At 50.8% G+C, this 26,018-nt stretch carries 13 protein-coding genes and 1 pseudogene; 6 read left to right on the top strand and 8 right to left on the bottom strand.

Going from position 1 to position 26,018, the window contains the following annotated elements:
* Positions 1-105: 105 nt before the first annotated feature.
* The 3 genes and pseudogenes from SH302x_RS07365 to SH302x_RS07355 all read right to left on the bottom strand — a co-directional run bounded on the left by SH302x_RS07365 (position 106) and on the right by SH302x_RS07355 (position 6,306).
* Positions 106-1,521, bottom strand: a pseudogene (locus SH302x_RS07365) (DUF1501 domain-containing protein).
* A 5-nt stretch (positions 1,522-1,526) separates the two neighbouring features.
* Positions 1,527-4,319 carry a PSD1 and planctomycete cytochrome C domain-containing protein gene (locus SH302x_RS07360; RefSeq protein ID WP_479368087.1) on the bottom strand — a complete coding sequence of 931 codons (2,793 nt, stop codon included), beginning with the start codon at positions 4,317-4,319 and terminating at the stop codon, positions 1,527-1,529.
* 511 nt (positions 4,320-4,830) lie between these two features.
* Complete coding sequence (locus SH302x_RS07355; protein WP_479368086.1) at positions 4,831-6,306, bottom strand: hypothetical protein; 1,476 nt, start codon at positions 6,304-6,306, stop codon at positions 4,831-4,833.
* A gap of 217 nt (positions 6,307-6,523) precedes the next feature.
* Between SH302x_RS07355 and polA the strand changes: the two genes are divergently transcribed.
* Entirely contained in the window at positions 6,524-9,502 is a 2,979-nt protein-coding gene (gene polA, locus SH302x_RS07350; protein ID WP_479368085.1) for a DNA polymerase I, read from the top strand.
* On the opposite strand, the gene SH302x_RS07345 is transcribed toward polA, so the two are convergent.
* Entirely contained in the window at positions 9,458-11,326 is a 1,869-nt protein-coding gene (locus SH302x_RS07345; protein ID WP_479368084.1) for an ArnT family glycosyltransferase, read from the bottom strand. The genes polA and SH302x_RS07345 overlap by 45 nt on opposite strands.
* Before the next feature lie 376 nt (positions 11,327-11,702).
* Between SH302x_RS07345 and SH302x_RS07340 the strand changes: the two genes are divergently transcribed.
* From SH302x_RS07340 to mnmM, 4 genes are read left to right on the top strand one after another with little or no spacing between them, the layout of a single operon-like run.
* Positions 11,703-14,876 carry a DUF7133 domain-containing protein gene (locus SH302x_RS07340; RefSeq protein WP_479368083.1) on the top strand — a complete coding sequence of 1,058 codons (3,174 nt, stop codon included), beginning with the start codon at positions 11,703-11,705 and terminating at the stop codon, positions 14,874-14,876.
* Positions 14,877-14,917: 41 nt separating this feature from the next.
* Positions 14,918-17,842 carry a hypothetical protein gene (locus tag SH302x_RS07335; protein ID WP_479368082.1) on the top strand — a complete coding sequence of 975 codons (2,925 nt, stop codon included), beginning with the start codon at positions 14,918-14,920 and terminating at the stop codon, positions 17,840-17,842.
* 9 nt (positions 17,843-17,851) lie between these two features.
* Positions 17,852-18,946, top strand: coding sequence for an NAD(P)/FAD-dependent oxidoreductase (locus SH302x_RS07330; RefSeq protein ID WP_479368081.1), 1,095 nt, complete (start codon positions 17,852-17,854; stop codon positions 18,944-18,946).
* On the top strand, positions 18,934-19,569 hold the full coding sequence (gene mnmM, locus SH302x_RS07325; protein WP_479368080.1) for a tRNA 5-(aminomethyl)-2-thiouridylate-methyltransferase MnmM: 636 nt from the start codon (positions 18,934-18,936) through the stop codon (positions 19,567-19,569). The genes SH302x_RS07330 and mnmM overlap by 13 nt, the downstream gene beginning before the upstream one ends.
* Before the next feature lie 68 nt (positions 19,570-19,637).
* Here mnmM and SH302x_RS07320 read toward each other — a convergent pair whose 3' ends face one another.
* The 4 genes from SH302x_RS07320 to SH302x_RS07305 all read right to left on the bottom strand — a co-directional run bounded on the left by SH302x_RS07320 (position 19,638) and on the right by SH302x_RS07305 (position 24,945).
* Complete coding sequence (locus SH302x_RS07320) at positions 19,638-21,134, bottom strand: rhamnulokinase (protein ID WP_479368079.1); 1,497 nt, start codon at positions 21,132-21,134, stop codon at positions 19,638-19,640.
* An 83-nt stretch (positions 21,135-21,217) separates the two neighbouring features.
* On the bottom strand, positions 21,218-22,522 hold the full coding sequence (locus tag SH302x_RS07315) for a hypothetical protein (protein WP_479368078.1): 1,305 nt from the start codon (positions 22,520-22,522) through the stop codon (positions 21,218-21,220).
* A complete protein-coding gene (locus SH302x_RS07310) occupies positions 22,519-23,832 on the bottom strand; it encodes a B12-binding domain-containing radical SAM protein (protein WP_479368077.1) in 1,314 nt (437 codons plus the stop codon). Before SH302x_RS07310 ends, SH302x_RS07315 begins: the two co-directional genes overlap by 4 nt.
* 6 nt (positions 23,833-23,838) lie before the next feature.
* The gene (locus SH302x_RS07305; protein WP_479368076.1) at positions 23,839-24,945 is read right to left on the bottom strand and encodes a hypothetical protein; all 1,107 of its coding nucleotides are present in this window, start codon (positions 24,943-24,945) and stop codon (positions 23,839-23,841) included.
* Positions 24,946-25,275: 330 nt separating this feature from the next.
* On the opposite strand from SH302x_RS07305, the gene SH302x_RS07300 reads away from it, so the two are divergent.
* A complete protein-coding gene (locus SH302x_RS07300; protein WP_479368075.1) occupies positions 25,276-25,983 on the top strand; it encodes a HEAT repeat domain-containing protein in 708 nt (235 codons plus the stop codon).
* Positions 25,984-26,018 lie beyond the last annotated feature (35 nt).

Below are 26,018 nucleotides of genomic sequence, written 5' to 3'. Positions count from 1 at the left end.
CCCCGCCGACTAAAAACCCACTGGTTCTGATGTACGCTTACTGAAAACAACACGATACAATCCGCTTCTTTCGACGGAGCGAACGACGACGTGTCTATTGCAAAGTTAGGCCAAGATGTCCAGCGCAACTTTGCCTGCAACATCCGTCAATCGAAAGTCCCGTCCGGCGTACTGGTACGTCAACCGCTGATGGTCTAAACCCAACAAGTGCAAAATCGTGGCGTGCAGATCGTGAATATGCATTTTGTTTTCAACTGCATAGTAACCATAGTCGTCTGTGGCACCGTAGGCCATCCCCCCTTTGACGCCGCCACCAGCCATCCACATTGTGAAACCATGCGGGTTGTGGTCACGTCCATCTTTCGCTTCCGCTGTCGGAGTTCTGCCAAACTCGCCTCCCCATAAGACGAGCGTGTCGTCCAGGAGACCTCGTTGCTTTAGATCTTTCAAAAAGCCCGCGATGGGCTTATCGACTTCGGCGGCGTTTTTCGTATGGCCATGATACAGATTGCTATGCTGATCCCACTGTACCTCGCTGTCGCTATGCGTCACTTATACAAAACGCACGCCGCTTTCCAAGAAACGACGAGCGATCAAGCATTGGCGACCGAAATCCTCTGTCACAGGATCATCAATTCCATACTGTCGGAACGTCGCTTCACTTTCATTACCCAGTTCTTGGATCGCTGGCATGGACGACTGCATGCGAAACGCTAGTTCAAATGATTTCAATCGTCCTTCCAAGGCTTGATGGGGTCCAAACTGCGTCAGATGTGCTCGATTCATCTGTTCAATTAAATGCAGTTGCTGCCTCTGCATTTCAAGCGAAAGCCTGCTGTTCCGTAAGTGCTTCACTTTTGCGACAGCAGCCGACTGACTTGCGTTCCCGATCGGTGTACCCTGGCAATGTGCTGGTAGAAACGCCGCGCCCCAGTTGTTGACTCCCCCGTGGGCTAGCGTTGGGCAAATCGTTACAAACTCGGGTAAATCCTCGTTCTCTGTGCCTAATCCATAGGTCACCCAAGCTCCCAAGCTAGGACGCACGAATTGATCACTACCTGTGTGCAGTTTCAGCGCCGCGCCACCATGGGCTGGATTTGTGCCATGGACCGACCGCAGAATGCATAGGTCATCGACATGCTCAGACAAATGCGGAAATAGGCTGCTGACTGGCAGCCCGCTTTCTCCATAACGTTGAAACTTCCATGGTGACTTAAGCAAATTGCCCTGTTTGGCAAACGTGACCTTTGGCAAAGCAAACGGTGGTGCCTTTCCATCGTCGCGATCTAACAAGGGCTTGGGATCGAACGTATCGACTTGAGATGGTCCCCCTTTCATAAATAAGAAGACAACTCGTTTGGCCCTTGGAGCAAAGTGAACCCCGTGTCCCGAATCAACCGGAGAAGCCTTCTGTTGCGCGTTCAATTCAGACGCTATCAAGGCATGAAAAGCCATCGCTCCAAAACCAACTGCGGATGTCTTGAGCAAACGCCTGCGATCTTGAACTGTCTGGAATGTCATTGCGTTTACCTCACATACATGAATTCATTACTCGCTAGCAAGCCGTGGCAATAGACACTCCACGCGTGAAGCTCTGCTGCTTTACCCTCATCCTGCATGCGTTGCATCGCATCCAGAAACTGTACTGCAATTTGCAGTTCCGAAGTATTTGCTGGGCGTCCTAAAGTCTGTCGATACAGCCACTGAATGCGGTCCGATTGGTTTTGACTCGATTTCATCGTCCGTTCAGCTAGGGCTTCTGCAGAATCCATGATCAAGTCATCGTTCATCATCAAAAGCGATTGCGGAGCGATCGTCGTTGAATTTCGACTGCCTGTTGGCATCGTTGGATCGGGGAAATCAAACTGCTCAAACAGTGTGTAGAGATTGTTGCGAATGACCGGTAGATAGACAGCACGCCTCAAACTATCGTAAGTTGTATGGTCTACCGACGTATGGTTGAAGACAAATTGCCGATTTCGCAGGGGTAGTGTTTTTCCACCCATGGAGCGATCCAGTCGTTCTGAAACAGCGAGTACCGCATCCCTAATCTGCTCGGCATCCAACCTTTGAAGTGGAAATGCCCACAGCCACTTGTTCTCTGGGTCGGCCTCAAAACACGCCGCCGAGGTCGCATGTGTGGACGCCATTTGGTACGTGCTCGAATTCAGAATCAACCGGTGCAAAGCCTTCAATGACCAGCCTGATTGCATAAACCAGTTGGCCAACCAATCTAACAGTTCTGGGTGGGTCGGCGGCGAGCCCAAAGCACCAAAGTTATCGGGTGTCGCAACCAACCCTGTCCCAAAGTGCCACCGCCATACACGATTGACAATAACCCTCGCTGTCAAAGGATTGTTTTTGCTTGCGATCCATTTTCCTAGCTCATAGCGACCGCTCTGCTGCTCAGAAAACGATACTGGCTCTCCTTGCAGCATCACTTCGGGAAAACCTTTTGCAACAAGTTGTCCAAGGTTGTGATGACTGCCGCGGATATGAAGTGGTATCGCATAAACGATCTCCCCCTCCGTCACGCCCATGGCGGACGCTTCGTCTGCTGCATCGCTTTCTAGAATCCTCGCTTGGTCAAGCAGTTGGTGGTATTCCGCTAGGGCTGCTTCGTCGAGTGCATATTCTGCCTGAGGCGGAACAGCTAAGAACCCAGCAGGATCCTCGAGAGCTTTCCTAGCGATTTCCAATCGTGGGTCCGCTAACGAGGTCGCATTTGCATCAGCCAGTTTCGTAGCCTGCCAAGCTTGATTTGCCTGCTCAAAGAGCGACTCATAGTATCGCTTCACGCGATCAAATCTCAAATTTGAAGCCGTAGATGGTTCGGTGCCATCAGCATCCACTGCTGCGTCAGACGATTGTTGCAAGCTATGCCAAGCTTCGAAGAGAGGGTCATCGAAGTGATGATGCAGATGCAATCGGCAGTGATGTAAGATGCGAGGATGCAGGTCCAGGAGCTTTGCGATCTCGCTACATTCTTTAAGCGATGCTGATGGTGACAACATTGTCGACGCCGCAAGGTAGACGGCAGCATGCTGGCGGGCGGAATCGCGAATTTTAGTAAACGCTGCGTTCTTGAAGCTAGCCGCTGCCGCATTCTTTGCGGCAATTGCATCATCGACCTGTTTCAAGCGGGCTTTGTCTTCGTCACCGGCAAATGAGTGTTCGTACCAATGCTTGATCGCCCCGGTGTTGGTTTCTGCAAAAGTCCGTGTGCTTTGAAAGATTCCCGCTAGTGCGTAATAATCGCGCTGTTTGATCGGATCAAATTTATGATCGTGGCAACGCGCACAACCGAATGTCATGCCAAGAAAGGTCTTGCCTACCGTATCGACTTGTTCATCAATCGTATCCATGGTTAGCTTCATGCGATCCGGTTCGGCTAGCACCTTCGCTCCCAATGCAAGGTAACCCGTCGCCGTTCGCGAATCGATGGTTGGCCGCTCGATCAGATCGCCTGCTAACTGCTGAATGATGAATTCGTCGAAAGGCAGATCCCTATTGAACGCATCAACAACATAATCGCGATAACGCCATGCGTTTCCATAGGCCAAGTTTTCGTCGAGGCCATTGGAATCCGCGTACCGTGCAACGTCCAACCAGTGTCTACCCCAACGTATGCCGTAGTCAGGCGAAGCGAGCAACCGGTCTATGACTAATGAAAAAGCATCCGCAGACGTATCGTTTGCGAATTGCTCGATGTGCGTTTGGGTTGGTGGCAAGCCTGTTAAATCAAACGTAACGCGTCTTAACCACGTCAACCGATCAGCCGGTAGCGCAGGAGTCAGTTGAGCTGTTTGGAGTTTGGAGAGAATAAACAGATCAATTGGGGATTGAACCCAATTGGGGTCGTCAACCTCTGGCAACGATGACGTCGCAATTGGTTGGAATGCCCAGAACGTCTTCCCGTCTGCGATCGACATGCCTGCGGCTTCATGATCAGAATCGATTTCGGCATCCCGAGGATCGGGAGCACCCATTCCGATCCAACGGACAAGGATATCAACTTCAGACTTTTCCAGTTTTCCGTCAGGAGGCATTTGCAAATGCTCACTGGAATATTGGATCGCTTCGATCAAGAGGCTTTCATGCGGTTTGCCAAGCACTATCGCCGGACCGCTATCGCCACCAACGCTCAACCCCTGGCGCGAATCTAATTTCAAACCACCACTGCTTTCCTCACCCGCATGGCATTCGTAGCATCGTTGGATCAATAGCGGTCGCACCTGTCTCTCAAAGAACTCAAGCGCTTCGACCGAAATGTTTGCGACGTTTGAGTTGGGCGACTCGCCAGGTTCTCTGCTATGCACTGTGCATGGTTGGCAGAAACCAACCAAGACGCAAAGCGCTAGTGGCCATAAACGGTCCAAGCACGAAACACGCATACCAGTCGCTTGACTAGTCGATTTTTGAATTAAGCGATTTAACATAAGGCAGCTAAGCTGGGGGGTGGGAGCTGCAAGTAGGTAGATAGGTGGGTAGCTGACCGATGGCATCGATCGATACCGCTTGCGAAGGTTGACTTTGCCACAGTGGGCCAGTGTGCCAGCAGGCTGCAATCTGGTTTCCCGAATCCTCATCGGGCTGTGCGCTGCGATCAAGTCAACTTCGACGCAGTCCTCAGTTTAGCAGAAAGCAGCGTTAACTGCTTGCCCACAAGGTTTAGACTGCTGAGTACATTCGGTAGCTTGCTGCCATTGACCTGAGGTCGAACTTAATTTGCTAGGCTGCTAGATTGCAGAGTGTGAAATGAAAAAAGCGTCTTAAGCTCAGGGCCTAAGACGCTCTACTTGGTAAAGATCAAGCTCAACGCTTCGGAAATTAATTCCCGCTGAGCGGTCCTTGGGGACGCATCTGGTAACGATCGCTGTAAATGTCCGTTACAGCCCCGCGGGAAGGCGGCATTCGCTCTTGAATATCTAAATCGCCAGGCCGAGTTGCAGTCCCAAATGGGATGGAGCGGTCATCGACGTTGGAACGCAACCAGTTCATCAGCTTGTCAAGATTGATCGTCGTAACAGCCAAATCGCGGGAACGCTTCATCATGTCAGCATACTTGGCACTGAAGTCACCCTTGCGATTCGCCATTTCACCTTCGGTGCTGTAAGATTCACCAATGACCAGCCATCGCGTATTGACCGTCATCTTGCCTTGCTGTTTGCCATCTGGCGTCAGTTCTTCAACGACCACGCCACCGCTTTCGCGAATCAATTCTTTGACCCTTTCACGGTCGTCAACACCATCGTTATTTAGGTCCATTTTGCCCAGTAACGCGAACTCGACCACACGCCCTGGTTGCCAAGCGACGGAATAAACCAAATCGCCTTCCACGATGGGGTCGCGGTTGGTACCTTCCAAGATTCGAGCCCTTGCCATCTTTTCCTGCACTTCGATGATCTCTACTCGTGCTTTGGGCCTAGCACTATCCGACAAACGTCCTTGATCAGGATCTAGGACACTGAATCGAACGCCGGGGCGTAAGCCATCCTTTTTGCCCAAATTGATCCAGACATTCTTGCCATCAGCGCCGGCGGCAGCGACCTGACCTTGAGGTGATTGGAAATCTTCGCCCATCAACTCTTCAATTCGTTCTCGCAGGTCATTGTTCAGCCGACGCAGGTCCTTGTTCTCGTTCTGAGCGGTGGCAATATCGGCAACTAGTTTGTTCTTTTCTCGAGCGTGATTCTGGTTGGCAACTGTTAGGCTTTTGTTAACCTCTTCGATCGTCTTTTGGCTTTCGTCAAGCTTGGCCGTGAAGTCCGCTCGTTCACTGCTAAGTTGGCGTTCAAGGTCATCAGCGCGCTTCTTTTCGTTGGCAGCCGCTTCGCGTTCCCGTTCCATGACTGCGGTGTTTTCAGCGGCAGCCTCGGCTAGCTGGCGGTTCGCGTTGTCGACCTGTTGGTTACGAGCACGCAGTTCTTGCATGAGGTAAGCCACCAGTTTCGAGTAATTACGATCTTGCTCGGGAACACTTGGCCCAAACAGGCCCATGTCTCGAGCGAACTGGTCTTGGATCTTTTGCATTTCTTCGTCGCCAGCTAAAGTGTCTTTGAGCTGGTTGTATTCCGCTTCGCTGAAAGGCTGCGAACCCAACATTTTGGAAACCAACTGTTGCTGGTTATTCAATTTCGACACTTCATTCTGTGTCGATCTTGCTCGTTGCTGAGCGTCCGCCATCTGCTTGGATGTGGTGGAAGCCTGGAACGCGGTGTAGAGCCAACCAATCAGGAACAGTGCACCAAAGATGGAAACTGTAATAACATAGATCGATTGGATTTTCTGATCACGTGCCGCCATGGGCGATCCTCGGTTGTCGCGGTAAAACAAAGTAGATGAGTGAGGCAAACAGACATCTAGATGCCCCATCCATGGAAACTACGTCACAGTTAAGCCCGTGGTTCCTTTAGGAATAACGGTCCAACGGCGCAGATTCACACCTATGAATACTAAATAGGGCTTCAGTTCCCGTCAAATTGTTCCCGGTAAATTCGCCCAAATCCATCATTCTTCAAGTATGACTCAAAAAAGAAATTCTCCTCGGCAATTATCACTTGAGGGCTTCGATGAGCCTGCCGGACCGGTGGAGGCACGCGATTTTGCCGATTCTAACGACAAAAACTTGCTTTTTTCTTCGACTCAAGTCGAACTTCAGCCGCACGCGGCCGACACAGCGTCCTCCACCACGCTTCCAAAAAAACTTGTGATTTTGGTCGACTCTCACTCGCTGATTTACCAAGTTTTTCACGCCATGCCGACCATGACAGCTCCCGACGGCACAGAAGTCGGCGCCATTCACGGCTTCTTCCGTGACTTGATCGAGCTGAAGGAACGCTATGATCCCGACTATCTGCTCTGCTGCTTCGACCTAAGTGAAGTTACCTTTCGCAATGAAATTTACGATCAGTACAAGGCCCACCGCGAGCCCATGCCGCCTGCGTTGCACGCGCAAGTGGAAAAGATCCGAGATAGTATGACAACCCTCGGTATCCCGTCGCTAGGGGTGCCCGGTTTTGAAGCCGACGATCTGCTGGCGACCTTGAGCCACATCGCGGAGCAGGAAGGTTACCAAGTATTGTTGGTCACCAGCGATAAGGATTGCCGGCAGTTGTTGAGCGATCGAACCAAGATGCTCAATCTTCGCAAAGGAACCACGTTCGGTCCTGGCGATCTGCTTGAAGACTGGGGAATTCGACCCGAACAAGTAGTCGATTTCCAATCCATGGTCGGGGACAGTGTCGATAATGTGCCTGGTGTTCCGAAGATTGGCCCCAAAGCAGCTCGCGAACTATTAAACACCTTTGATAATCTCGACAATATCTATGCAAATTTAGAAGCGGTCGCAGGCGCGGCGCGGAAACAAACGCTGGCAGACCACCGCGAGAATGCTTACCTAAGTCGCACGCTGGTTCAATTGCGGCGGGATGTTCCCATAGAATTCGATTGGCAAGCATGGCATCGACCAAAGGCAGACCACCAAGCACTCGCGCTGATGTTTCAGCAGTTGGGATTTCGCAAACTTGCAGAAAGATATCTTGCGAAAGCCAACGATAGCGACTTAGTTCGCGAGCGTAAGGCTCAAAAGCAAATCGACCGCTCGCAATACCGCTGCATCGACTCTCTCGAAAAACTGAGTCAACTGCGCGACGAGTTGCAGCAGGCGTTTACTGCGGTCCAGACAAACGCAACGCAAGAAGTCGCTGGAGCTGGCCCCAATGGGGACACACCTCAATTCAAATCTGCTAGATTCCTGTCTATCGATACGGAAACCAACAGCACATCTCCGGCTCAAGCAGACTTAGTCGGTATCGCACTAGCCTGGCCTAACGCGGCCCCTGTCTATATTCCGGTCCAAGGCCCACAATCGCAACAACATCGCGTGTTGCCCTTAACAAACGTCCAGGAAGTGATTGGTCCCTTCCTTAGCGATCCAGCGATTCCTAAAGCGGGGCAGAATCTAAAGTATGACTTAACGGTCTTCGCCAACCATGGATTCCAAATCGCGAACGTTTCCTTTGATACGATGATCGCCGACTATCTCTGCTCGCCGGGCGATCGAAACCATTCCCTAGATGAACTATCGCGACGGAATTTGGAGCATGAAATGATTCCCATCACAAGCTTGATCGGATCAGGCAAGCAGCAGATCACCATCGACCAAGTCGATATCGATCGAGTAACGGAGTATGCGGCGGAAGACGCAGACGTTGCGCTGCAGTTGATACCCGGTATGCAAGAGCGCCTCCAATCACTTGCGGCATCAGAAGTGTTTCATGAACTAGAAATGCCCTTGGTCGAAGTCCTAGCGGAGATGGAACGAGCTGGTATTTCGGTCGACGTTGCAACCCTGACTGGCTTGCATGACGAATTCCAACTCCGAATTGACAGCTTGCGGACCGCGATTTTCGAAGTCGCTGCAATGGAATTCAACCCCGATAGTCCCAAACAACTAGCGCAGATTTTGTTTGAGAAAATGGGGCTGCGCGTAGTCAAGAAAACCAAAAGCGGTCCGAGCACCGACGTCGAGGTCTTACAGGAATTGGCCGCCGAACATCCTCTACCGGCGTTGATCATCGAGTATCGACAGATGACCAAACTCAAGTCCACCTATGTCGACGCATTACCTAAACTGCTCAACCCAAAAACCAACCGTATTCATACTTCGTTTCGCCAGGATGTAGCCGCCACAGGGAGATTAAGCAGCACTGACCCAAATTTGCAGAACATCCCCATTCGCACTGAAGAAGGAAAACGAATTCGATCCGCTTTCACAGCCGGGCAAACGGACTGGGTACTGCTAGCAGCGGACTACTCGCAGATCGAGCTGCGGATGATGGCCCATTATTGTGACGACCCTACGCTAAAGTCCGCGTTTTTCAACAACGAAGATATTCATACCGCGGTGGCATCGCAGGTGTATAACATTGCGCCTGAACTGGTCACTTCGAATCAACGGCGCAATGCCAAAGCGATCAACTTTGGAATCCTGTACGGTCAAAGTCCGTTTGGTTTGGCAAAATCAATCGGCATACCCAAGTCGGATGCAGCACTGTTTATCGATGACTACTTTGCGAAGTTCTCAAACGTCCGCGCTTTCATGCTGTCCACTCTATTACAAGCTCGACGCGATGGATATGTAGCCACGATGTCAGGTCGCCGCCGCTATCTAAAAGGGATTCGCGATTTTTCTTTATTGAATGAGTCGCAGCAGAAAACACTGCTTGAACCCGAACGAATGGCTATTAACACCGTGATTCAAGGTTCTGCCGCCGACTTAATCAAGATGGCCATGATCCGTGTCTGGCGAAAACTGAAGCAACAGACGTTGCGGGCCAACATGCTGTTGCAGATCCATGACGAATTAGTTTTCGAGGTTCACCAATCAGACGCCGACCAGCTTTCCGAATTGGTTCAGCAGGAGATGATTGGCGCTGTCCAACTATCCGTCCCCTTAGCGGTAGATGTTAAGTTCGGATTCAGTTGGGCTGATTGCTGAAGGTTCGTCCTTGGGATCGCTGAAGCTTACCGGACGAGCCGCTAACTTGCTGCCAGAAGAACGTGGCAGGTCCCGCGCTGCGATAACCTCCGGCTTCCGAACGGCCAGAACAAGACTGGTTCGATGTTGACTCAAGTATTCACGCGATTTGCCCGCAAAAAGTGCCTGCAACAGTTTGCTGGCGGAAAGTTCCCAGTAGCCATCTGGCACTTCTGTCAGTTGATACTCGGACAAATCGATGTGAAAAGTATCCCAAACCGTCAGCAACATGACGTCATGAGAGATAACATCGCGGTGGTTGCGAAGCTGCAGCCGCGCGTCTCCATGGTACTGGATAGGTAGTGTGCCACCTGATTGCACTTGAAGCCTCGCTCCGTGAGCTGGCACAGTCATGATTGCTACTGGCGTGTTTTTTGGTGCGTGCGCTTGATATGCCGCAATAACAGGCTGCTCAAACTGGCTATACGCAAACGACCAAAACGCAAAGTAAACCGTGGGAATCAAAGCCACGAACGCAACCATAGAAGCACCCAATGCGTGAATCGACGTGACATCTGTCCGAAGAAACCGTCGGGCATTCAACGCCGCCCAAAGGCATGCAGACAACAATACAGTCACGGTGACAAACTGGACCGCGGAGAAAAGATAGCTTCCCCAAAGCACCGTCAATGTGGCGATGCATAAACCAACAGAGGAGGTAACGGCCAGCCGACGAAACCAGACCTGCTGCCGAACTTCAGAAAGCGTACTCATCGCATAAGCAATCCAACATGCAACAAAAGGCACGATAGGACATTGATACCGAATATTGATTCGATCTACGCAGGACGCCAAGATGATATAGACCGCGATCCAAGTCAGTATCATTGCCTGTGCTGGCCACTTGGCAACCATACTTCCAGCACTGCAAGCCACTTGTCGCCATTGGAAGTCCTGCTTTTTGAACGCGATTCGTAATCGCCAATCTCCGCTGAAGATCGCTTCCACGACCGCAAGCGACCATGGCATCGAGCATAAAGCTAACAGCAAAGTAACCATGAAGACGTCCATGACTACTTGATGTGGTGGGTCTCGGAACCTCTGCCCAATTTGGTCGCCGAAGAATTGGAGCAAGAAATGTTCTCGATGCAATAAGAACATGTACGCAAACCAACTGATCGAAACTAGGCAGCAACCCACCAAGCCAATCCCGTGGCGAATCCAGTGACTGCGTACCAAATCCCAACGCGCAAAGCACAAGACCAGGACGGCGATCGCTCCAAAAACTGCCGCGGGGATTCCTTTTGATTGGATCGCTAAACTCAATCCCAAGTAAGCACATGCAATGGTCGGCCAGTCGTGCTGGGGCTTTTGAAACAAGCGAACAAAACCAATCGCGCTCAGCAACAGACTTGCCGTCAACACAACATCTGGAATCGAACGCATGCTGCTGGTGATCAACGCTGGTTGTATGGCAACAACGCAAGCAGCCAACAATGCCAACCGTTGATCTCGCCAAAGTTCCTTTGCTAGCAGGTAGGTTAATCCGACTACTAGTGTGCCGATGACGAGAAACGGCAAGCGGCTTGTTAGGGAAGATACGCCAAAGGTTTGGTAGCCTACAGCCACAAGCCAATATGTTAAGATCGGTTTCTTCAGTCTCAGCTCGCCTTCAGCCGTGCGTGGCGTCAATAAATCGCCGCCAGCGACCATTTGGATGGCAGCATCGGTGTAATGGCGTTCGTCTGGGTGATGTTTCATGAAACTGAGGACGTACGGAAATACTGCTCCGAAGAACATCGCCATCAGTATCGCCACGAGATAGCGTTCTTTGATGTGGGGCATACATTGCCAGGTATTTTGGTTGGGCACGGAAGTCCACATGTCGATCGATTACATACGCTTGGGTAGAATTTACGGATTAGCCCATACAGCTAGCCAATTTTCTTATCGGAGACAACAGCACCCGCAGATTCCGAAGACTTGAGAAGTTTCAAAAATTTTTCCAAGCTTGTTAACCTGGTGAAAATAGCGACTTCGGGCTTTTCGCATTGACGCGGTTGGCGTCGCATGGGTCTGTTGCTTTACAAAGGCCAGTTCTCGGGGGAAGTCCCCGATCATGGTTCGCTTCAGTGCAGGTTTACTAGCTCGTTGGCGATTTGGTGCCAGGCGGTTAAACTTAGGGTAACTTTCCTGTGCTTTATCCGTCGGAGTCGCTCTTATGCCAAGCTGTTATCCAATGCTGGGCTACCGAACCGTAACATCTGTTGCTGCCGCCATGGTGATGTTAGCGGGCAGTCTAACAGCTCAAGAGACCTTCACATCGAACATGACCAAAGTCGAAATTGATCATGTTCAGTTTCAGATCCCTGATGGTTATGAACTTCGCAAAGCCGCTGGGGAACCGCTAACGCGTTGGCCCATGATGGCCGACTGGAATCATGATGGCAGCTTGTTGGTTGTCGAATCAGGAGGTGTTTCATCCCCTATTGCGGAGCACAACAAGCAAGCCTTGCACCGCATCGTTCGCTTGATCGATGACAACTCAGATGGTGTCTTTGATCGCAGGGAGATTGTCGCCGACAAGTTGCCTTTCACGGAAGGTGTGTTGTATTATGGCGATGCGATTTTTGCTTGTGCTCCGCCTCATATCTTCAAACTTACCGATAGCGATTCCGACGGTTACTTTGAATCACGAGAGATCTGGTTCGATGGCCAAACGATAACTCATTGCGCGAATGACTTGCATGGACCTTATTTGGGACGCGACGGATGGATTTACTGGTGCAAGGGGGCGTTTGGGCAGCAATCGCATGAACTTCTGGATGGACGAAAGCAAACATCCAGCGCCGCTCACATTTATCGCCGACATCCTGACGGCGGAGCGATCGAACCGGTGATGACAGGCGGAATGGATAATCCCGTCGAATTCGCAGTAAGCCGCAGTGGAGAGCGATTCTTTACAAGTACGTTTTTGCATCACCCAGGCAATGGTGTGCGTGATGGGATTGTTCACAGCATTTATGGTGGCCTTTATGGCAAACCCCACAATGTAATTGATTCACATCCTCGCACAGGAGACTTAATGCCGATCATGATTGAGCTTGGTCCTGCCGCCCCTAGCGGACTGACCTTCGCGGATCAACTCGACTTCTTACCTGATGCGAGCGAAACGTCCGAATTTCTGATCGCGACTTTGTTCAATCTGCAAAAGGTTACCGCTCATCAATTGATTTCGAATGGAGCCAGCTTTCGGTCCATCGATTATGATCTTGTCACTGCGGATCGAATCGACTTCCATCCAACGGATGTAATTCAAGATGCCGATGGAAGTTTGATCATTATCGATACTGGCGGATGGTACGACTTATGTTGTCCGTCATCTAAGATCGATCAACAGACTGCACCTGGCGGTATTTACCGTCTCTCGAAATCCAATGCACCCCAAGCAGACGCGAGTGAAAAGAAGACGCCGTCGGATTGGTCTAACGTCAATCCTGTTTGGTTAACAGCGTTCATTCATGACCGACGCCCCTGGGTATCCAAAGCCGCTATGTATCAGCTTACGCAGCTTGATGATCAGTCCAAATCAAATGTGGTGGACTTGTTGGCAGTTCAGTTAGCAGATATCGAGCGACCAGTCAGCTTTCGATTAACTTCGCTGTGGGCACTCAGTTGGATTGGGAACGCGAAGTCGCTGAAGCTTGCGTGTGATTTGCTGGGAGACGACGATCCGGCGATAATTCAGGCTGCTTGCCACATTGCATCGCTACATCGGAATAAGCACGCATACGAAACGCTGATTGAGCTTCTTGCGCATCGCTCTCATGCGGTCGTGCGGACCGCGGCCGAGGCACTTGGCCGACTGGGGAATGCGGACGCAGTTGCTGCACTCATTCAGTCCTTAAAGTCGGAAGATCAAGATCGTATCCTGCAACATTCGATCTCATATGCATTGTTTGAGCTAGCTGACGTCGAACAATTAGCCGCGATCGTGAACGGCCACGAACTGACCGATCACCAGTTTTACGCGGCTTGCATCGCACTCCAGCAACTTGATAACGCTGACCGAGTTGATCAAACGCGATTGATGCAGGCAATCCAATCCAACGACTCAGCACTATCGAACTTGGCAGCCGATATCTTGGCAGCGAATCCTGCTATCTCGTTACAATACTTGGACTGGATTCAAACAACTCTGAATGAGGCAGCACAGCTTGGTTCCATCCCTCAATACTTCAAACAGCTTCTCGCAGGTTGGAGCCAAGTGGGCGAAGTGCAGAAGATTCTGGCAGAACACTTGCTTCAATCTGTCCAAAAGCCAGAGTCTGCGAGCGTTGCGATCAGGCTGCTGGAACTGTATCAGCATAAGCCATTGCCTTTAATTTTCGAGGATGCAATTTCGAGTTGTTTGCAATCCGCAAATCATGATCATGCAGTGGACTTGGCTACGATGCTTAGGGCCATCGATTTGCAGGCATCCCAACTCGTTCCTGCCGCACTTCAACAAGTGGCTATGCAATCCGAGCAATTGCAGATTACGCTCTCGCTTTTGGCTGCTATGCCAAACAATTCACGCATTGCAGCAGAGCTCGAACAGCGAGTCGTTAACTCGCTATCAAGTAGCGAGCCAGCCCTCAGCGAACTGGCTGGGGCGGCTTTGCTGCGATGTTCCGTTTCAACCAGCAGTGCAAGTCTGTTGCTTGATCGCCTTGATCAACTATCACCTCGTGCCCTAGCGATTGCACTGGAAGCAATCAGTCGCAATGCGGATGACGCATTAAACCAGCAGTTGCTGCAACGGTTGCAAGCCATGCCAACCGCAAGAACGCTCAGTGAAAGCCAAATCAAGAGTCTGTACCGCAATCGCAGTGCAACGCTTCAGCAACTTGCCTCGAAAACGATAGACATCATTAGCAGGCCAACGGAAGATATTGCTGAAAAGGTGCAAGCGAAGCTGGCCTCATTACCAAGTGGCGACGCAGCTCGCGGCATGCAACTGTTTCGAAGTCAGAAAGCTGCCTGCAGCAGTTGCCACCGCGTCGGATATGTTGGTGGTGACACTGGACCAGAGCTTAGCCGAATTGGTTCGTCGCGAACCAGCGTCGCCTTGCTAGAAGCAATCATGTTTCCCAGCGCGAGGCTGGAGCAAAGCTACCATTCAACCAAGGTTCTAACGACTGATGGACAGGTCTACAACGGCATCCTAAAGCGATATCTTGATTCGGAAACTTTTGAACTGTTGCTGACAGCGGATCGTTCTGTCATCATCAAATCGGCAGATGTCGAAGTACTAGAGCCTAGTACGGTTTCGATCATGCCTAACGGCATGGTTGACCTTTTAAATAACCAGGAACTGGCAGACCTAATCGCTTTTCTCGAGTCGGCGAGATAAGCTGTCGGGGGTGCAGAATCCACAAGAAGGAGCGTATTAGAATGTTTAGGATTACAAGGAGTCGAATTTGGGTCGTCTGTATTCTCGTTTTGCTTTCTGAAACAGTAACAGCCCAAGACGCAGCCAATCGTACAAACTTGAATCCCGCGCCGGCCTTGGAGCAGATAGCTGTGGCCGGTGAACCCTTTGGCGTTGGGCGCATCTCAGTGTACCTTGGCGAATATAAATCCAATCTTCCGCCGAGAGTACAAATCTTTGAGGCTGATAGTCGTACTTTTTATCCTGCCTTCACGCTTCGCAAATTGCCTCCGCCGCCTCGCGTTGGTCCAGCACCGGCTCTACGTCCTCTAGGCCGCGGCGGATTGGTCGAACGGTTACGTAATGCGGTCGACTCCGCCAGACAACGAGCGATCGAGCCGATTGCCTTGGATATCGACTTTCTATTCGTCGGTTCCAATCCACTGATGCTGACCGTAGCGGATACAAAAACTTCGTTGCAAACGGTAGTCCCTGTCCAGCAGCCTACCTCGTCGCCGATTGCTTGGAAAAATTCCGCAAATGTCTGGATGAAGAACTATGTCGCGTCTGCAAAAAGCGATCTGGACGAGGGCGACTATCCGTTAGTATTCCAAACATTTATGGTCGAAACGATGGCCCGCCGACTCGGTCTAGCCCCGATCGATTTGCAAGTAAGGTCGCAAGACGCTGAAGATCCGCTGGCAAAGCCGCTTTCAACTCTTGAACTTTTGGCAAGTACCGAGCGACTTCGCGACCAAGTCTTTCGCGAGACGCTCCGCTCGCCGGCTCGCAATGTCGACCAAGCCAATGTGACGGTTCCTGCGCCGCCGCTATGGATCTCGCCGCCAGTCCCACCAACGCCCGACACCTTACCCATCGAATCGATAGCGTCCAGCGTACCTCCCGAATGCTTATACATACGTTTTGGAAGGTTTGCTAACTACCTTTGGTTTCGAGAAATCAGTACTGGTAAGGGGGCGGGTTTAGCTCGCATGGTAACCACTCGCGGTTCTGATAGCGACGCAAACTCACGTATCGAGTTAATGCTCAATACACGCACCAACCTGCTAGCGAAATTGTTCGGCGATGCGATCATCGGTGACATGGCCATCATTGGGCACGATCTTTACTTGCAAGACGGCGCTTCTATGGGAGTTTTGTTTGAAGCGAAGAACATCGCTCGACTGCAATCTTCTATGGATGCAGAACGCAAAGCGACCGCAGAACAGCTAAAAGCTGAAGGAGTTCAGCTAGATATAATCGACATTGATGGGCATCCTGTAACACTGCTATCCAACAGAGACCACACCATCCGGTCATTCCGCGTTGTGCACGATAATTATTTGTTGATTACTACCTCGCAAACACTTGCACGACGGTTCCTAGAAGTACGGAAAGGTGGCTCGTCGCTGGCCAGTTCGCCAAATTTCCGATATGCCAGATTGTTGCTTCCGACGCAGAACAACTACGATCTATTCGGGTATTTCTCGCCGGAGTTTTTCCAAAATCTCATGTCGCCACAATATGACATTGAGTTGCGGCGGCGGTATGCAGCCAAAGCGAGGATTGCGGCTGTCGAAATGGCTGCTTTGATGGCCGATGCGGAGCAAATCCCTTACGATTCCATTCAATCTTTAATTGATGCCGACCTGCTGCCCGAATGGTTTGAGCGAACATCGGATAACAGTCAATTGTTGCGTGACGGCAATCGTTGGGTCGATTCTCGTCGCGGCGGACTGGGCGCGATGCTTCCCATCAGCGATGTCCCATTAATGGATTGCACGCCACAAGAGGCTGCAAACTACTTGCAAGATGCTGCTTTCTATTCCTCGCAATGGAAGAGTACAGAGCCGCTTGTGTTTGGCTTGCGTAGGTTTCAACAAGCGGAAAACGTGAACCAAGAAAGGCTGGCCATCGAAGCTTATGTTGCTCCGCTGGATATCGCCAAGTTTGGTAAATGGGGACGTTTCTTGGCTGGCCCCGTCAACACCATCATCGCGCAGCCGATCGACGACGTCGTCAGCGTGCAAGCTCATATGGCGGGCCAAAATCTTTTGGGCAGCCAATCGCCTGACAATGTTTTGTTTGCTGGGTTGAAGGACAGCGTTCCACCAGTACCGAATGAGCAGCCAGGATTGCTGGAGATTTGGCGAGCCCTGAATCAAACGCCTTTTTACCTTGGGGCATGGCCTCAACCCGGATACCTTGATCAATTACCATTAGGCTTGGGAGGCTCTCGTCCGGACTTCAATGGATTTTCTCGGGCCTTGCTTGGTATGTGGCGTTGGCAAGGAGGCGGCTTTAGTGTCATTTCATTTGACCGCAGCATTTTGGAGCATGCGATCGCTTTCTTGCAACCGGTCGCGTCGGAAGATCCGGCTCAGATTCGATTGCACGTCAAAGATCTTGAAAACACGCAGCTTGTCTCGTGGATCAATACCTTTTGGTATCGCCGCGCGTTTTCGGCAACACGAGGTAATCTGCGATTGCTGGATGCCATGCAACAGCAGTTTAAGCTAGAACCTCTGTTGGCCAAATCGATGACAGAATATCTATTAGATACAAAATTGATATCGCCATTAGGAGGCGAATATGTGCTGGATCAAGTGATCAAGAACGAGGAGTCCGTGTGGAATGAAACGCAATTGCGGGGTATCGGGATTCTTGATCCTATGAGTATCCAAATGAAATCGCTCCTTCCTACAGCGGACTACAAAGCCGAATGGTTAGGCTGGTTGCGCGGCCTGCAAGCGCATATGACTCAAACTCCGGAAGGGCTTACGTTGTTGGCCACAGTCGACCTTGAAAAGCTGGCCTTACCTGCAACCAAGGATGATCAGCTACAATTACCACCTTTAGACTTTAACCTCTTCGATTTGCCATCCCAGTTTTTTGGCGGCAAGAAAAAAGCAGAAGAGGTTCCTGCCAAAGAACAACGGTCGTTCTAAGGAATCGCTGTGACGCAACATGTAGATGTGCTCATTCTGGGTGGTGGCATTGCCGGAACATGCTTGGCCTGGTCGCTGCTGGAGCAAGGCAAATCGTTTTTATTGCTTGATGACCAAACCGCGTCCACTGCTTCGCGTGTTGCAGCCGGATTAGTTACTCCAATCACAGGCCGAAGGTTGAATGAAACCTATCGATGGAGCCAAGCGTTTGCCGTCAGTGATCATTTTTATCGCTGGATCGAAGAACGCGTGAATGCGACGATTTGGTATCGCTCCGGATCTGTTCGCTTGCTGGAATCTTCTGCTAACATTGAAGATGTGCAATTGCGGCTCGCAAAATTTCCGCAGGTGGAGACTACTTGGTTGGAGCCAGGCTGGTTTGATCTTAGCCTCGTGAACAATCCCTGCGGATTTTTCATGTCGCAAGCATCTCGCCTGGATACCAATCGCTATCTAGACGCGTCGCATCGATACTTCGAATCTCAAGGCTTGTATCGTAAAGCATGGGTCGATTTGGATGAAGACATCTTCTTGCACGCTGGTTCCGTTTACTTTCGTCCAGATCAAGTGACCGCGTCTTACGTGATCTGTTGTCGGGGCATCATTGACCAACAACACCGCTATTTCGCCGATGCTCGATTTAATCCAGCTCAAGGTGACATCCTACAAATCCGACTGGATAAGCCCATTGATAACTCGACGCTGCATGCGGGCTGGTGGATAACCCCTGCAAGTGCTGCACGGACTGTCGGTTGTTTGGATTTGATGCGACGTCCGAAGACGACGGACTGGCTGCTTGGGTCAACATATCAATGGCGGCCATTGGATGGTCTACCGTCTCCGACAGGACGCGATTCGTTACTGGAAGCGTTAGGCCAGCGGTTGAATATTGGTTGTGAAGTGCTCGAGCATCGTGCCGCAATTCGTCCCAGCACGTTCGACCAAAAGCCGCTGTTGGGAATGCATCCACAGTTTCCCCGGCTAGGAATTCTCAATGGGCTGGGTGCCAAAGGCTGTTACCTTGCACCTTGGTGCGCGTCGCTCATGGTCCAACATTTATTCTCGCGTTTACCAATTCCGAAAGATCTGCGATGGAACCGCTGAGAGTCTTGCAGCCCAATGGCTTCGCCCCCAAGAGACTCACACAACGTGCACACGAAATGTTGCAGGCGTATGTTCAAGCAGGCGACATCGTGGTTGATGCTACGGCAGGCAATGGCCATGATGCGCTGTTCTTAAGTCAACGGATAGGACAATCGGGAACGTTGTACATCATTGATATCCAAGACTCAGCCTTGCAGACAACGAAATCTCGATTGGACGATTATTACCAATCTGATTTCGTTCGCGAGAACAACCTCCGCTGCCCGACAGTGCATTGGGTCAAGCGCAGCCACGAACATCTGCCGGATCTGGTAATTCAGGAGCATCATGGGTTGGTCGCAGGTGTGGTATTTAATCTTGGGTATCTTCCGGCGGGCGACAAAACGATACGCACCAGCGCTGACAGCACGCGGCAGGCACTGACTCAAGCAGTCAAGCTTATCAAGGATGCTGGTTGCCTAAGTGTCATGGCATATACTGGGCACGAAGGAGGGCTACAGGAAGCAGAGTCAGTCGAGCAATTTCTGACCGATCTGGCTGACCGACACGTGATACGCTTTGAGCGATATCCGGTTCAACACATCCCTGGCTCGCCGATCCATTTCTTCGCGCAGCTTTGTTAAAGATCGCAACCAGATGTCGTGATTGTTAAAATTTTGTTTGCAGTCAGGACTTGAGAGGATTGTGCCGACTACAAGATGTCCTGGTACCGGCCGTAGGCATCATCCCAGGCCTGGCAGTTTTGCGGCATGTACTCTTTTGGCTGGATGGCACCTGCAAGCCATTGCCTTGCTTGGACGATCGTATCGAATCGCCCTATGCCCACCGCTTGCATCATCGCATTGCCAATCGCGGTCGCTTCACTGTGTGCTGCGATGACAGGGCGTTGGGTTGCATCTGCAGTCATTTGGCACAGCAATTCATTCTGCACACCGCCGCCAACAATATAGAGTTGCTCAAGGCGGTAGCCAATCAGTTGTTCTAACCAGCCCAGGCAAACTCGATATCGCATCGCCAACGATTCCAACAGCAACCGCGTGAGTTCGCCTTGGTTTTGTGGGACCGTCTGGCCGCTTTGTTGAAGTAATTCGAAAAGGGCGGTTTGCATATTGGCTGGGCTTATCAGGCTGGGATGATCCAGGTTGACCAACCGTTGTAATGCGCGGGCCGTTTTTGCCTGATCGACCATCTGCTGCCAATCCAAGCTTTGCCCCTTACGCACCTCTTGGTCACGACATTGCTGCAGAGGCCACAACCCCGCGATATTCTTCAGCAATCGGACCGAACCATTGGGGCCCGCTTCGTTAGTAAAGTTCAACTCCAAGGCCTGCTGGTTCACCACTGGCTGGTCAAGTTCCACGCCCATCAAGGACCACGTACCGCTGCTGATGTATCCCCATTTCGGTTTGCTCTGCTTAAACTGCGGTACTGGGACAGCAATGACGGCTGAGGCAGTGTCGTGAGTGGCAGGACAAATGACGTCAATGGGTTCGATATGATTGTGCGTGGCCACGGATTTGGATAGTTTGCCTAGATGAGTGCCTGGTTGCGTTGGCGAGAAGAACCAGTTCAAATCAAAATCCATAGCTTGGCAGATTTTTTCGGACCAAGTTTGAATGCCGGGCCTGAGTATTTGAGTAGTGGAAGCGTTAGTAGCTTCATTGATCAGTTGGCCACTTAACAGCCAATGCAGGAAGTCTGGTACCATGAGGAACGATTGAGTGCAATCCAGGACGCGGGGTTGCAACAGACGTTGAGCAAACATCTGGTATAGCGTATTGATTTGCATAAACTGGATGCCCGACTCTGCAAAGATTTCTTCTTTGGAAAGTCGAGCGAAGGCTTGTTCCATAGCATTGGCATTGCGGGGATCTCGATAGCAATAGCCTGGCCCGAGTGGCATTTTTTGTTTGTCGAGCAAGACATAGTCGACGCCCCAGGTATCAACTCCGATACTGCGGATGGCAGAGCCGAATTTAGCAGATGCGATGCGCATACCGTTTTGGATTTCGCGACAGAGCGACAAGTGATTCCAGTACAGGCTGCCACCAAGATCGATGGCTGAGTTATCGAAACGATGCAACGTATCGAATGTCAATTTGTTGTCATCGCAGGCGATCGCTAACACACGACCACTGGACGCTCCAAGGTCAACCGCTAAGTGCACTGGGGAGATAGGTTTATTCATCTGTTTGGAAATCTGCAATCGTGTAATGTGCTACAAGTTGTCAAGGGAAGTGCCGATGCTGCTGGATACCGGCCAAGCTATACTCAGTTTGTCGGCGGAGCAATTTCCATTTCATCTATTGCTTCTGCCTCAGCTTGTCTTTCAGGTACATGCTGACGGATTCTTTCAAGCAACTCTCTTCGCTTCTCCGTTATTTTGTCACCGCGATCAAACAAGTCGGCGTCGATCGTGTCCGAGAGACTTGTTGCGATCGATGTGGGATTTTCAAGGTACTCAATCACTTCTACAAACACTTCCAACTGTTCGTCGGTAAGATCAAGTAGAGATCTTGATGACCGTCGGAAATTGAGACCATGTGCATATCGTTCCACTTTATCTAAATACTGTAACCGTAACCAATCGGACGGATTGCTTTTAAGCGCGGATATCACAGTTTGTATAGCATCCGATTCATCTAACTTGTAACCAATCTGCGGTGGAGGCACCCAGCCAGGCGGAAGGTCAGCCAGCGAAATTTGATGGCTGAGACGCCCGAGCTCTTCATAATCCTGGTCTTGCAAAAACTTCTCGAATCGCCATCGGTTCTTTTGCTCCGCTTGCGTAAACATGAGCGCTGGTAGAAATGCGAGAAAGCACGTTCCGACACAAATCCAAGTGCTATTGCTGACGGATAAGTGACCAACATCCTGGTCAAACATCTGGAATTTCCAAGGACTCTTGCGCAGCAACACAATCAAGTAGCCGATGATCCAAATTGGGGCTGTCAAAACGCCGGCAACCTGAATGAGTAGCTTAGCTTGCACGATAATTTGCTCACTTTCAGTTATTCGGACACCTCCCATGATCATAAAAATCGGAGTGGGAATAAAAACCAGTGCGAGGTAACCAAGCCCCAGGCTGAAAACCATGACAGGCATCAATGCTTCGGAAAACCCGATTCCAAAAATAAGTTTGATTGAGTGGGTGATCAAGAGGACACGCATAAGCGAAACAGCAGCCAAGAAGTAGAGGTTCAACCAAGTAGCTTCGGGTGCCTCGAAAAGTCTCTCGACTGGAATAGCGTAAAGCAAAGCGAGGGGAGCTGTCATCCAGTAGGCGTTCAGGACACAGCGGTACGAGTGGGCAATTAAGGCTGGTTTCACCCCTCGCGATAGCGCAGCAATTCCCAGTAATAAAAATAGAACAGTTGCGCCCAAGACCGACGCAAGGAGAGGAAGAACCAAGTGCCATGGCTCTGCAATCAAATATTCGCCATCGTATTCCCTGGCTATGCCCGCGACAAGAACCATCATCATGCCCAACCATGTGGCGTGACGACTTTGCATAACCGCAACATGAGATGGCGAATGGAACACCAAGAACTTTAAGACGGTCTGGGGAGTTATCATTGATACCGGTGCCTAAAACTTGGGTGTTGCCTCCAGATTTTTTTGCGTTTCTCCGTTCGTCTGCGAGAACAGGAAGGGCTGAAGACATTTGAAACAACATCGCGGAATCTATCTTCTAATTCGCTTACGGTCATCCCAATAGGTTGATAAACAACGTCAAATAAATTGTAATGATTCCACGACCGCCCAAGTAACCGTCCGTCTCGCTCCAATTTGCGATACAGGCTGGTGCCCGGAAAAGGAGTCTGCAGCGTAAGCTGTATTTCAGCCAAACTACTCGAGTCGATAAATTCCACGAGCGAATCGATGGTGGCAGGACTCTCACCATCTGCTCCCAAGATAAAGCATCCATTGACCACGATCCCCGCGTCTTGAATTGCGTCTACCGCTTCCAGCATCCTAGAAAAATCCGATGCTTTTTTTCCCATGCCATGGTAATTCAGTGCAAGCGATTCGAATCCAACGAGCACTTGCACGCAACCAGCTTCGGCAAGGAGACGCAGTAATTCCGCATCTTCGCCAATCCGCCAATCACTCTCAGTAAAAAATCGTATTTTGAAGTCTTTAATTCGCCGCAACAATTCATAGGAAACTTTGCGGTCTGCAAAGGTATTGTCGTCGGCGAGCTCAACCCAAGGCGTTGGGTCAAGCTGCTTGATCTGGGCAATTTCATTGCAGATGTTTTCCAACGGCTTGAATCTGGGAGGGCCAAGTAGGCGACTCGCTCCGCAAAACTCGCAAGCCCAAGGGCAGCCTCGTTGGGTCTGGACCGTCCACCGAGGAATCTTTGCAGGATTGATTAACTTTAGGTTTGGCTGCGGTGAAGAAGAGAAATCGAATGCTTTACTCGCACGATAAACCGGCTTCAAGGTGCCGCTAGCAGCATCTCTTAAAATTTCAGGCCAACTCGACTCACCATCCCCAACACATACTGAAGTTGAATGGCGAAGTACTTCATCAGGTAGCGATGTAGCATGGAGACCGCCCACGACAGTCTTTATTCCTTGATTCTTCAAACTCTCGCAAAAGGCGTAGGCCTCTTCAATGGATGCAGTAAGAGCACTTACCGCAACTAAATCAGGCTGCGAAGATACAACTTCATGAACAAGATCCCCCGAAACGGCAGAGGGATGATACGAACAGGACCACTGTGAATCTAACATTCCTGCGAGTGTCAACAAACCTAGTGCGGGTAGTTCCTGTAGTGCCTCCGATCTGCTTCGCAAACCAGGTAAGCTCATTCCAATGTCAAACATCCGCTGATCTGCGACACGAAGGCCCGTGAATGGAACGAATGCAACGTGCGGCATTGAGTACTACTTTGGAGATTCGCCCGTAATCTGGCCTAGGTAATCGAAGAAGGCCCTCTTTCGTTCCGAATGGATCCCCCAGTCGACAGGCGGTGACTGGTAGCCGTCCTCTTTCGATTCTCCTTTACGACGATAATCAAACCAGCCCCACGAAACATGTTGCGAGATCGCTGCCGAAAAATTATTCTGGGCTCGATCAAAGTTTTCATGATCGTCTTCGTTGAACAAAATAGGCATCGTCCGGTAGCCCTCTACACCCCGCGTTTGCTGGACCATTTCGACAGTCCGAGCAGGATCTTTGACTCCGTTACCATGCAATAACAGAAAATCAGATGACTTCACTACGTTGGGCTTCGGTATGGTACCACCACCGTAGCTGGTACCGACCAACAAGCGGCGTCCATCGTGCGTAATGGTGCGTACCAACTCGATCAACTCATGAATACGAGCCGGCTTGAGAATCTCATGGTCGTAGGCGGCAACATCGGTCTCATTGTTTACTTCCACCAGCACATTACGCCAGCCGCCTTTTAGCAGCCACTGAGTTGCTTCCTCGGTGGCACGCACCACCGCCGCCTCGTTCTCCAAGTTTTGGTCTTGGCCGAAGTAGAAGTAGCCTACGATCGCGACCATCCCCAATTCGTCGGCTGCATTCAGGATTCGCGCCATCCGTTCGGCAAACGCAGGACGCAGTGTTCCGTCATTTTCAAACGCTCCAGTGATCCACGGCTGCGACTTGGAGTAACCCTCCGGCGAACCACCTTGAAAGTTGATGGTAAACGCCAACAAACCGTGGGCTCGCCACTGTGGCATCGCGGCTATGAACTCCGTGACGTTGCGTTCTGCATCCCAACGCCCAGTGTCAGGATAGGCCCACTGTTTGGCCGTTTCAGGATTCAAGTCATCAAAGATGCCTTGCACCATTCGCGAATTGAGGAGCAGGCCTTCGATGCGATGGCCATTCCATTGTCGGCCTGGATATGTCGGCTTGCCATTGATATGAAAATCTTCTCCGACAATGGATACGCTTGTCTTGGAGGTAGTCTGCGCACAACAAATAGGAGCGTATATCAAGGCGATGCAAAACGGGACTAGGCTGGCAAACGGTCTCATCGGAAAACCTTTGTTGACGGATAGGTGGGAAGGAACTTTAGAGAAAAAGTACCAACCCTTAGTCTAACAAACCTCAGCGGCAGTCGAAACTAGGGCAAGGGTGTTTAGGCGAAAACGCGAAAGCGATCTTCTGGCGATCCGGAGCTATCGTCCGGATTGCCTAGATTCACTAGGTTTTTTGAATTACTTGGTTTGTGTCTTTGAACTCTTTGGATTGCCTATTCCGGCCGATTCTATGAATTTCTTCTCGATATCTATCTGGCATTGGTTCGAACAAGTTTGATAGGTTCCGCTGGACTTAGTTTTCCTCCTGTCGACTACGATCGCTCCATGCGCAAGCATTACGTGAAACAACTATCGCTACTTATGCTTTTATCCAGCGTCGTGGGCTGCCTGGATGGCCCTACCTTTGCGCTGAAAAAGATGAATCCCTATTATCAGCGAGAGTGGGCCAAAGACGTGGCCCTCGGCCCAACGTACTATGAACGAATCGAAGAACTGCGTCTGCTAAAGAAGCAGTTGGTCAGCATGCCCAGCGATGAACAATCCAAATGGCTTGTTCATTTGGACGCCATACTGCAACACGATCCAAGCCCGGAAATGCGGCGCGAAGCAGCCTTGGCACTTGGAAGTGTACGATCAGATCGCGCAGCAGAACTGCTCCAAGCGGCGGCAGCCGATGAAAGTAAAAAAGTTCGTATGGCCGTCTGCCAAGCAATTGGCAAACAAGAACCAGCAGCCGCCTATCCCACGCTGCAAAAGCTCTTGAAGGATCCCGATGAAGATGGCGTTCAAAAAGAAGCAGTGCGGGCGTTAGGCAACTTTAATACACCAGAAGCAAAAGGCATGCTGGCGGCTGTCTTGCAAGAACGTTCACCCGCTTTGCAGTATGAGGCGACACAGGCTTTAGCAAAGGCGACTGGCATGAACTACGGCGGCAATGTCGCAAAATGGAAAGGCTACTTGGCGGGTGAAATCACCGAAGATGAGCCACCATCCCTAGCAGATCGGGCTGCTGGCTGGATTCCTTTTTATTGATAGCCCCCCCCTTCCTCGTCGATCATTTTTATATC

Source organism: Njordella calcicola (assembly GCF_056494125.1).
This window is presented reverse-complemented; position numbering and strand designations above follow the sequence as displayed.

Coding starts and splice junctions, on each gene's coding strand:
- SH302x_RS07315 (WP_479368078.1), bottom strand. CDS start 22,522: ATGATAACTCCCCAGACCGTCTTAAAGTTCTTGGTGTTCCATTCGCCA.
- SH302x_RS07305 (WP_479368076.1), bottom strand. CDS start 24,945: ATGAGACCGTTTGCCAGCCTAGTCCCGTTTTGCATCGCCTTGATATAC.
- SH302x_RS07345 (WP_479368084.1), bottom strand. CDS start 11,326: ATGCCCCACATCAAAGAACGCTATCTCGTGGCGATACTGATGGCGATG.
- polA (WP_479368085.1), top strand. CDS start 6,524: ATGACTCAAAAAAGAAATTCTCCTCGGCAATTATCACTTGAGGGCTTC.
- SH302x_RS07355 (WP_479368086.1), bottom strand. CDS start 6,306: ATGGCGGCACGTGATCAGAAAATCCAATCGATCTATGTTATTACAGTT.
- SH302x_RS07300 (WP_479368075.1), top strand. CDS start 25,276: ATGCGCAAGCATTACGTGAAACAACTATCGCTACTTATGCTTTTATCC.
- SH302x_RS07320 (WP_479368079.1), bottom strand. CDS start 21,134: ATGAATAAACCTATCTCCCCAGTGCACTTAGCGGTTGACCTTGGAGCG.
- SH302x_RS07310 (WP_479368077.1), bottom strand. CDS start 23,832: ATGCCGCACGTTGCATTCGTTCCATTCACGGGCCTTCGTGTCGCAGAT.
- SH302x_RS07335 (WP_479368082.1), top strand. CDS start 14,918: ATGTTTAGGATTACAAGGAGTCGAATTTGGGTCGTCTGTATTCTCGTT.
- SH302x_RS07340 (WP_479368083.1), top strand. CDS start 11,703: ATGCCAAGCTGTTATCCAATGCTGGGCTACCGAACCGTAACATCTGTT.
- mnmM (WP_479368080.1), top strand. CDS start 18,934: ATGGAACCGCTGAGAGTCTTGCAGCCCAATGGCTTCGCCCCCAAGAGA.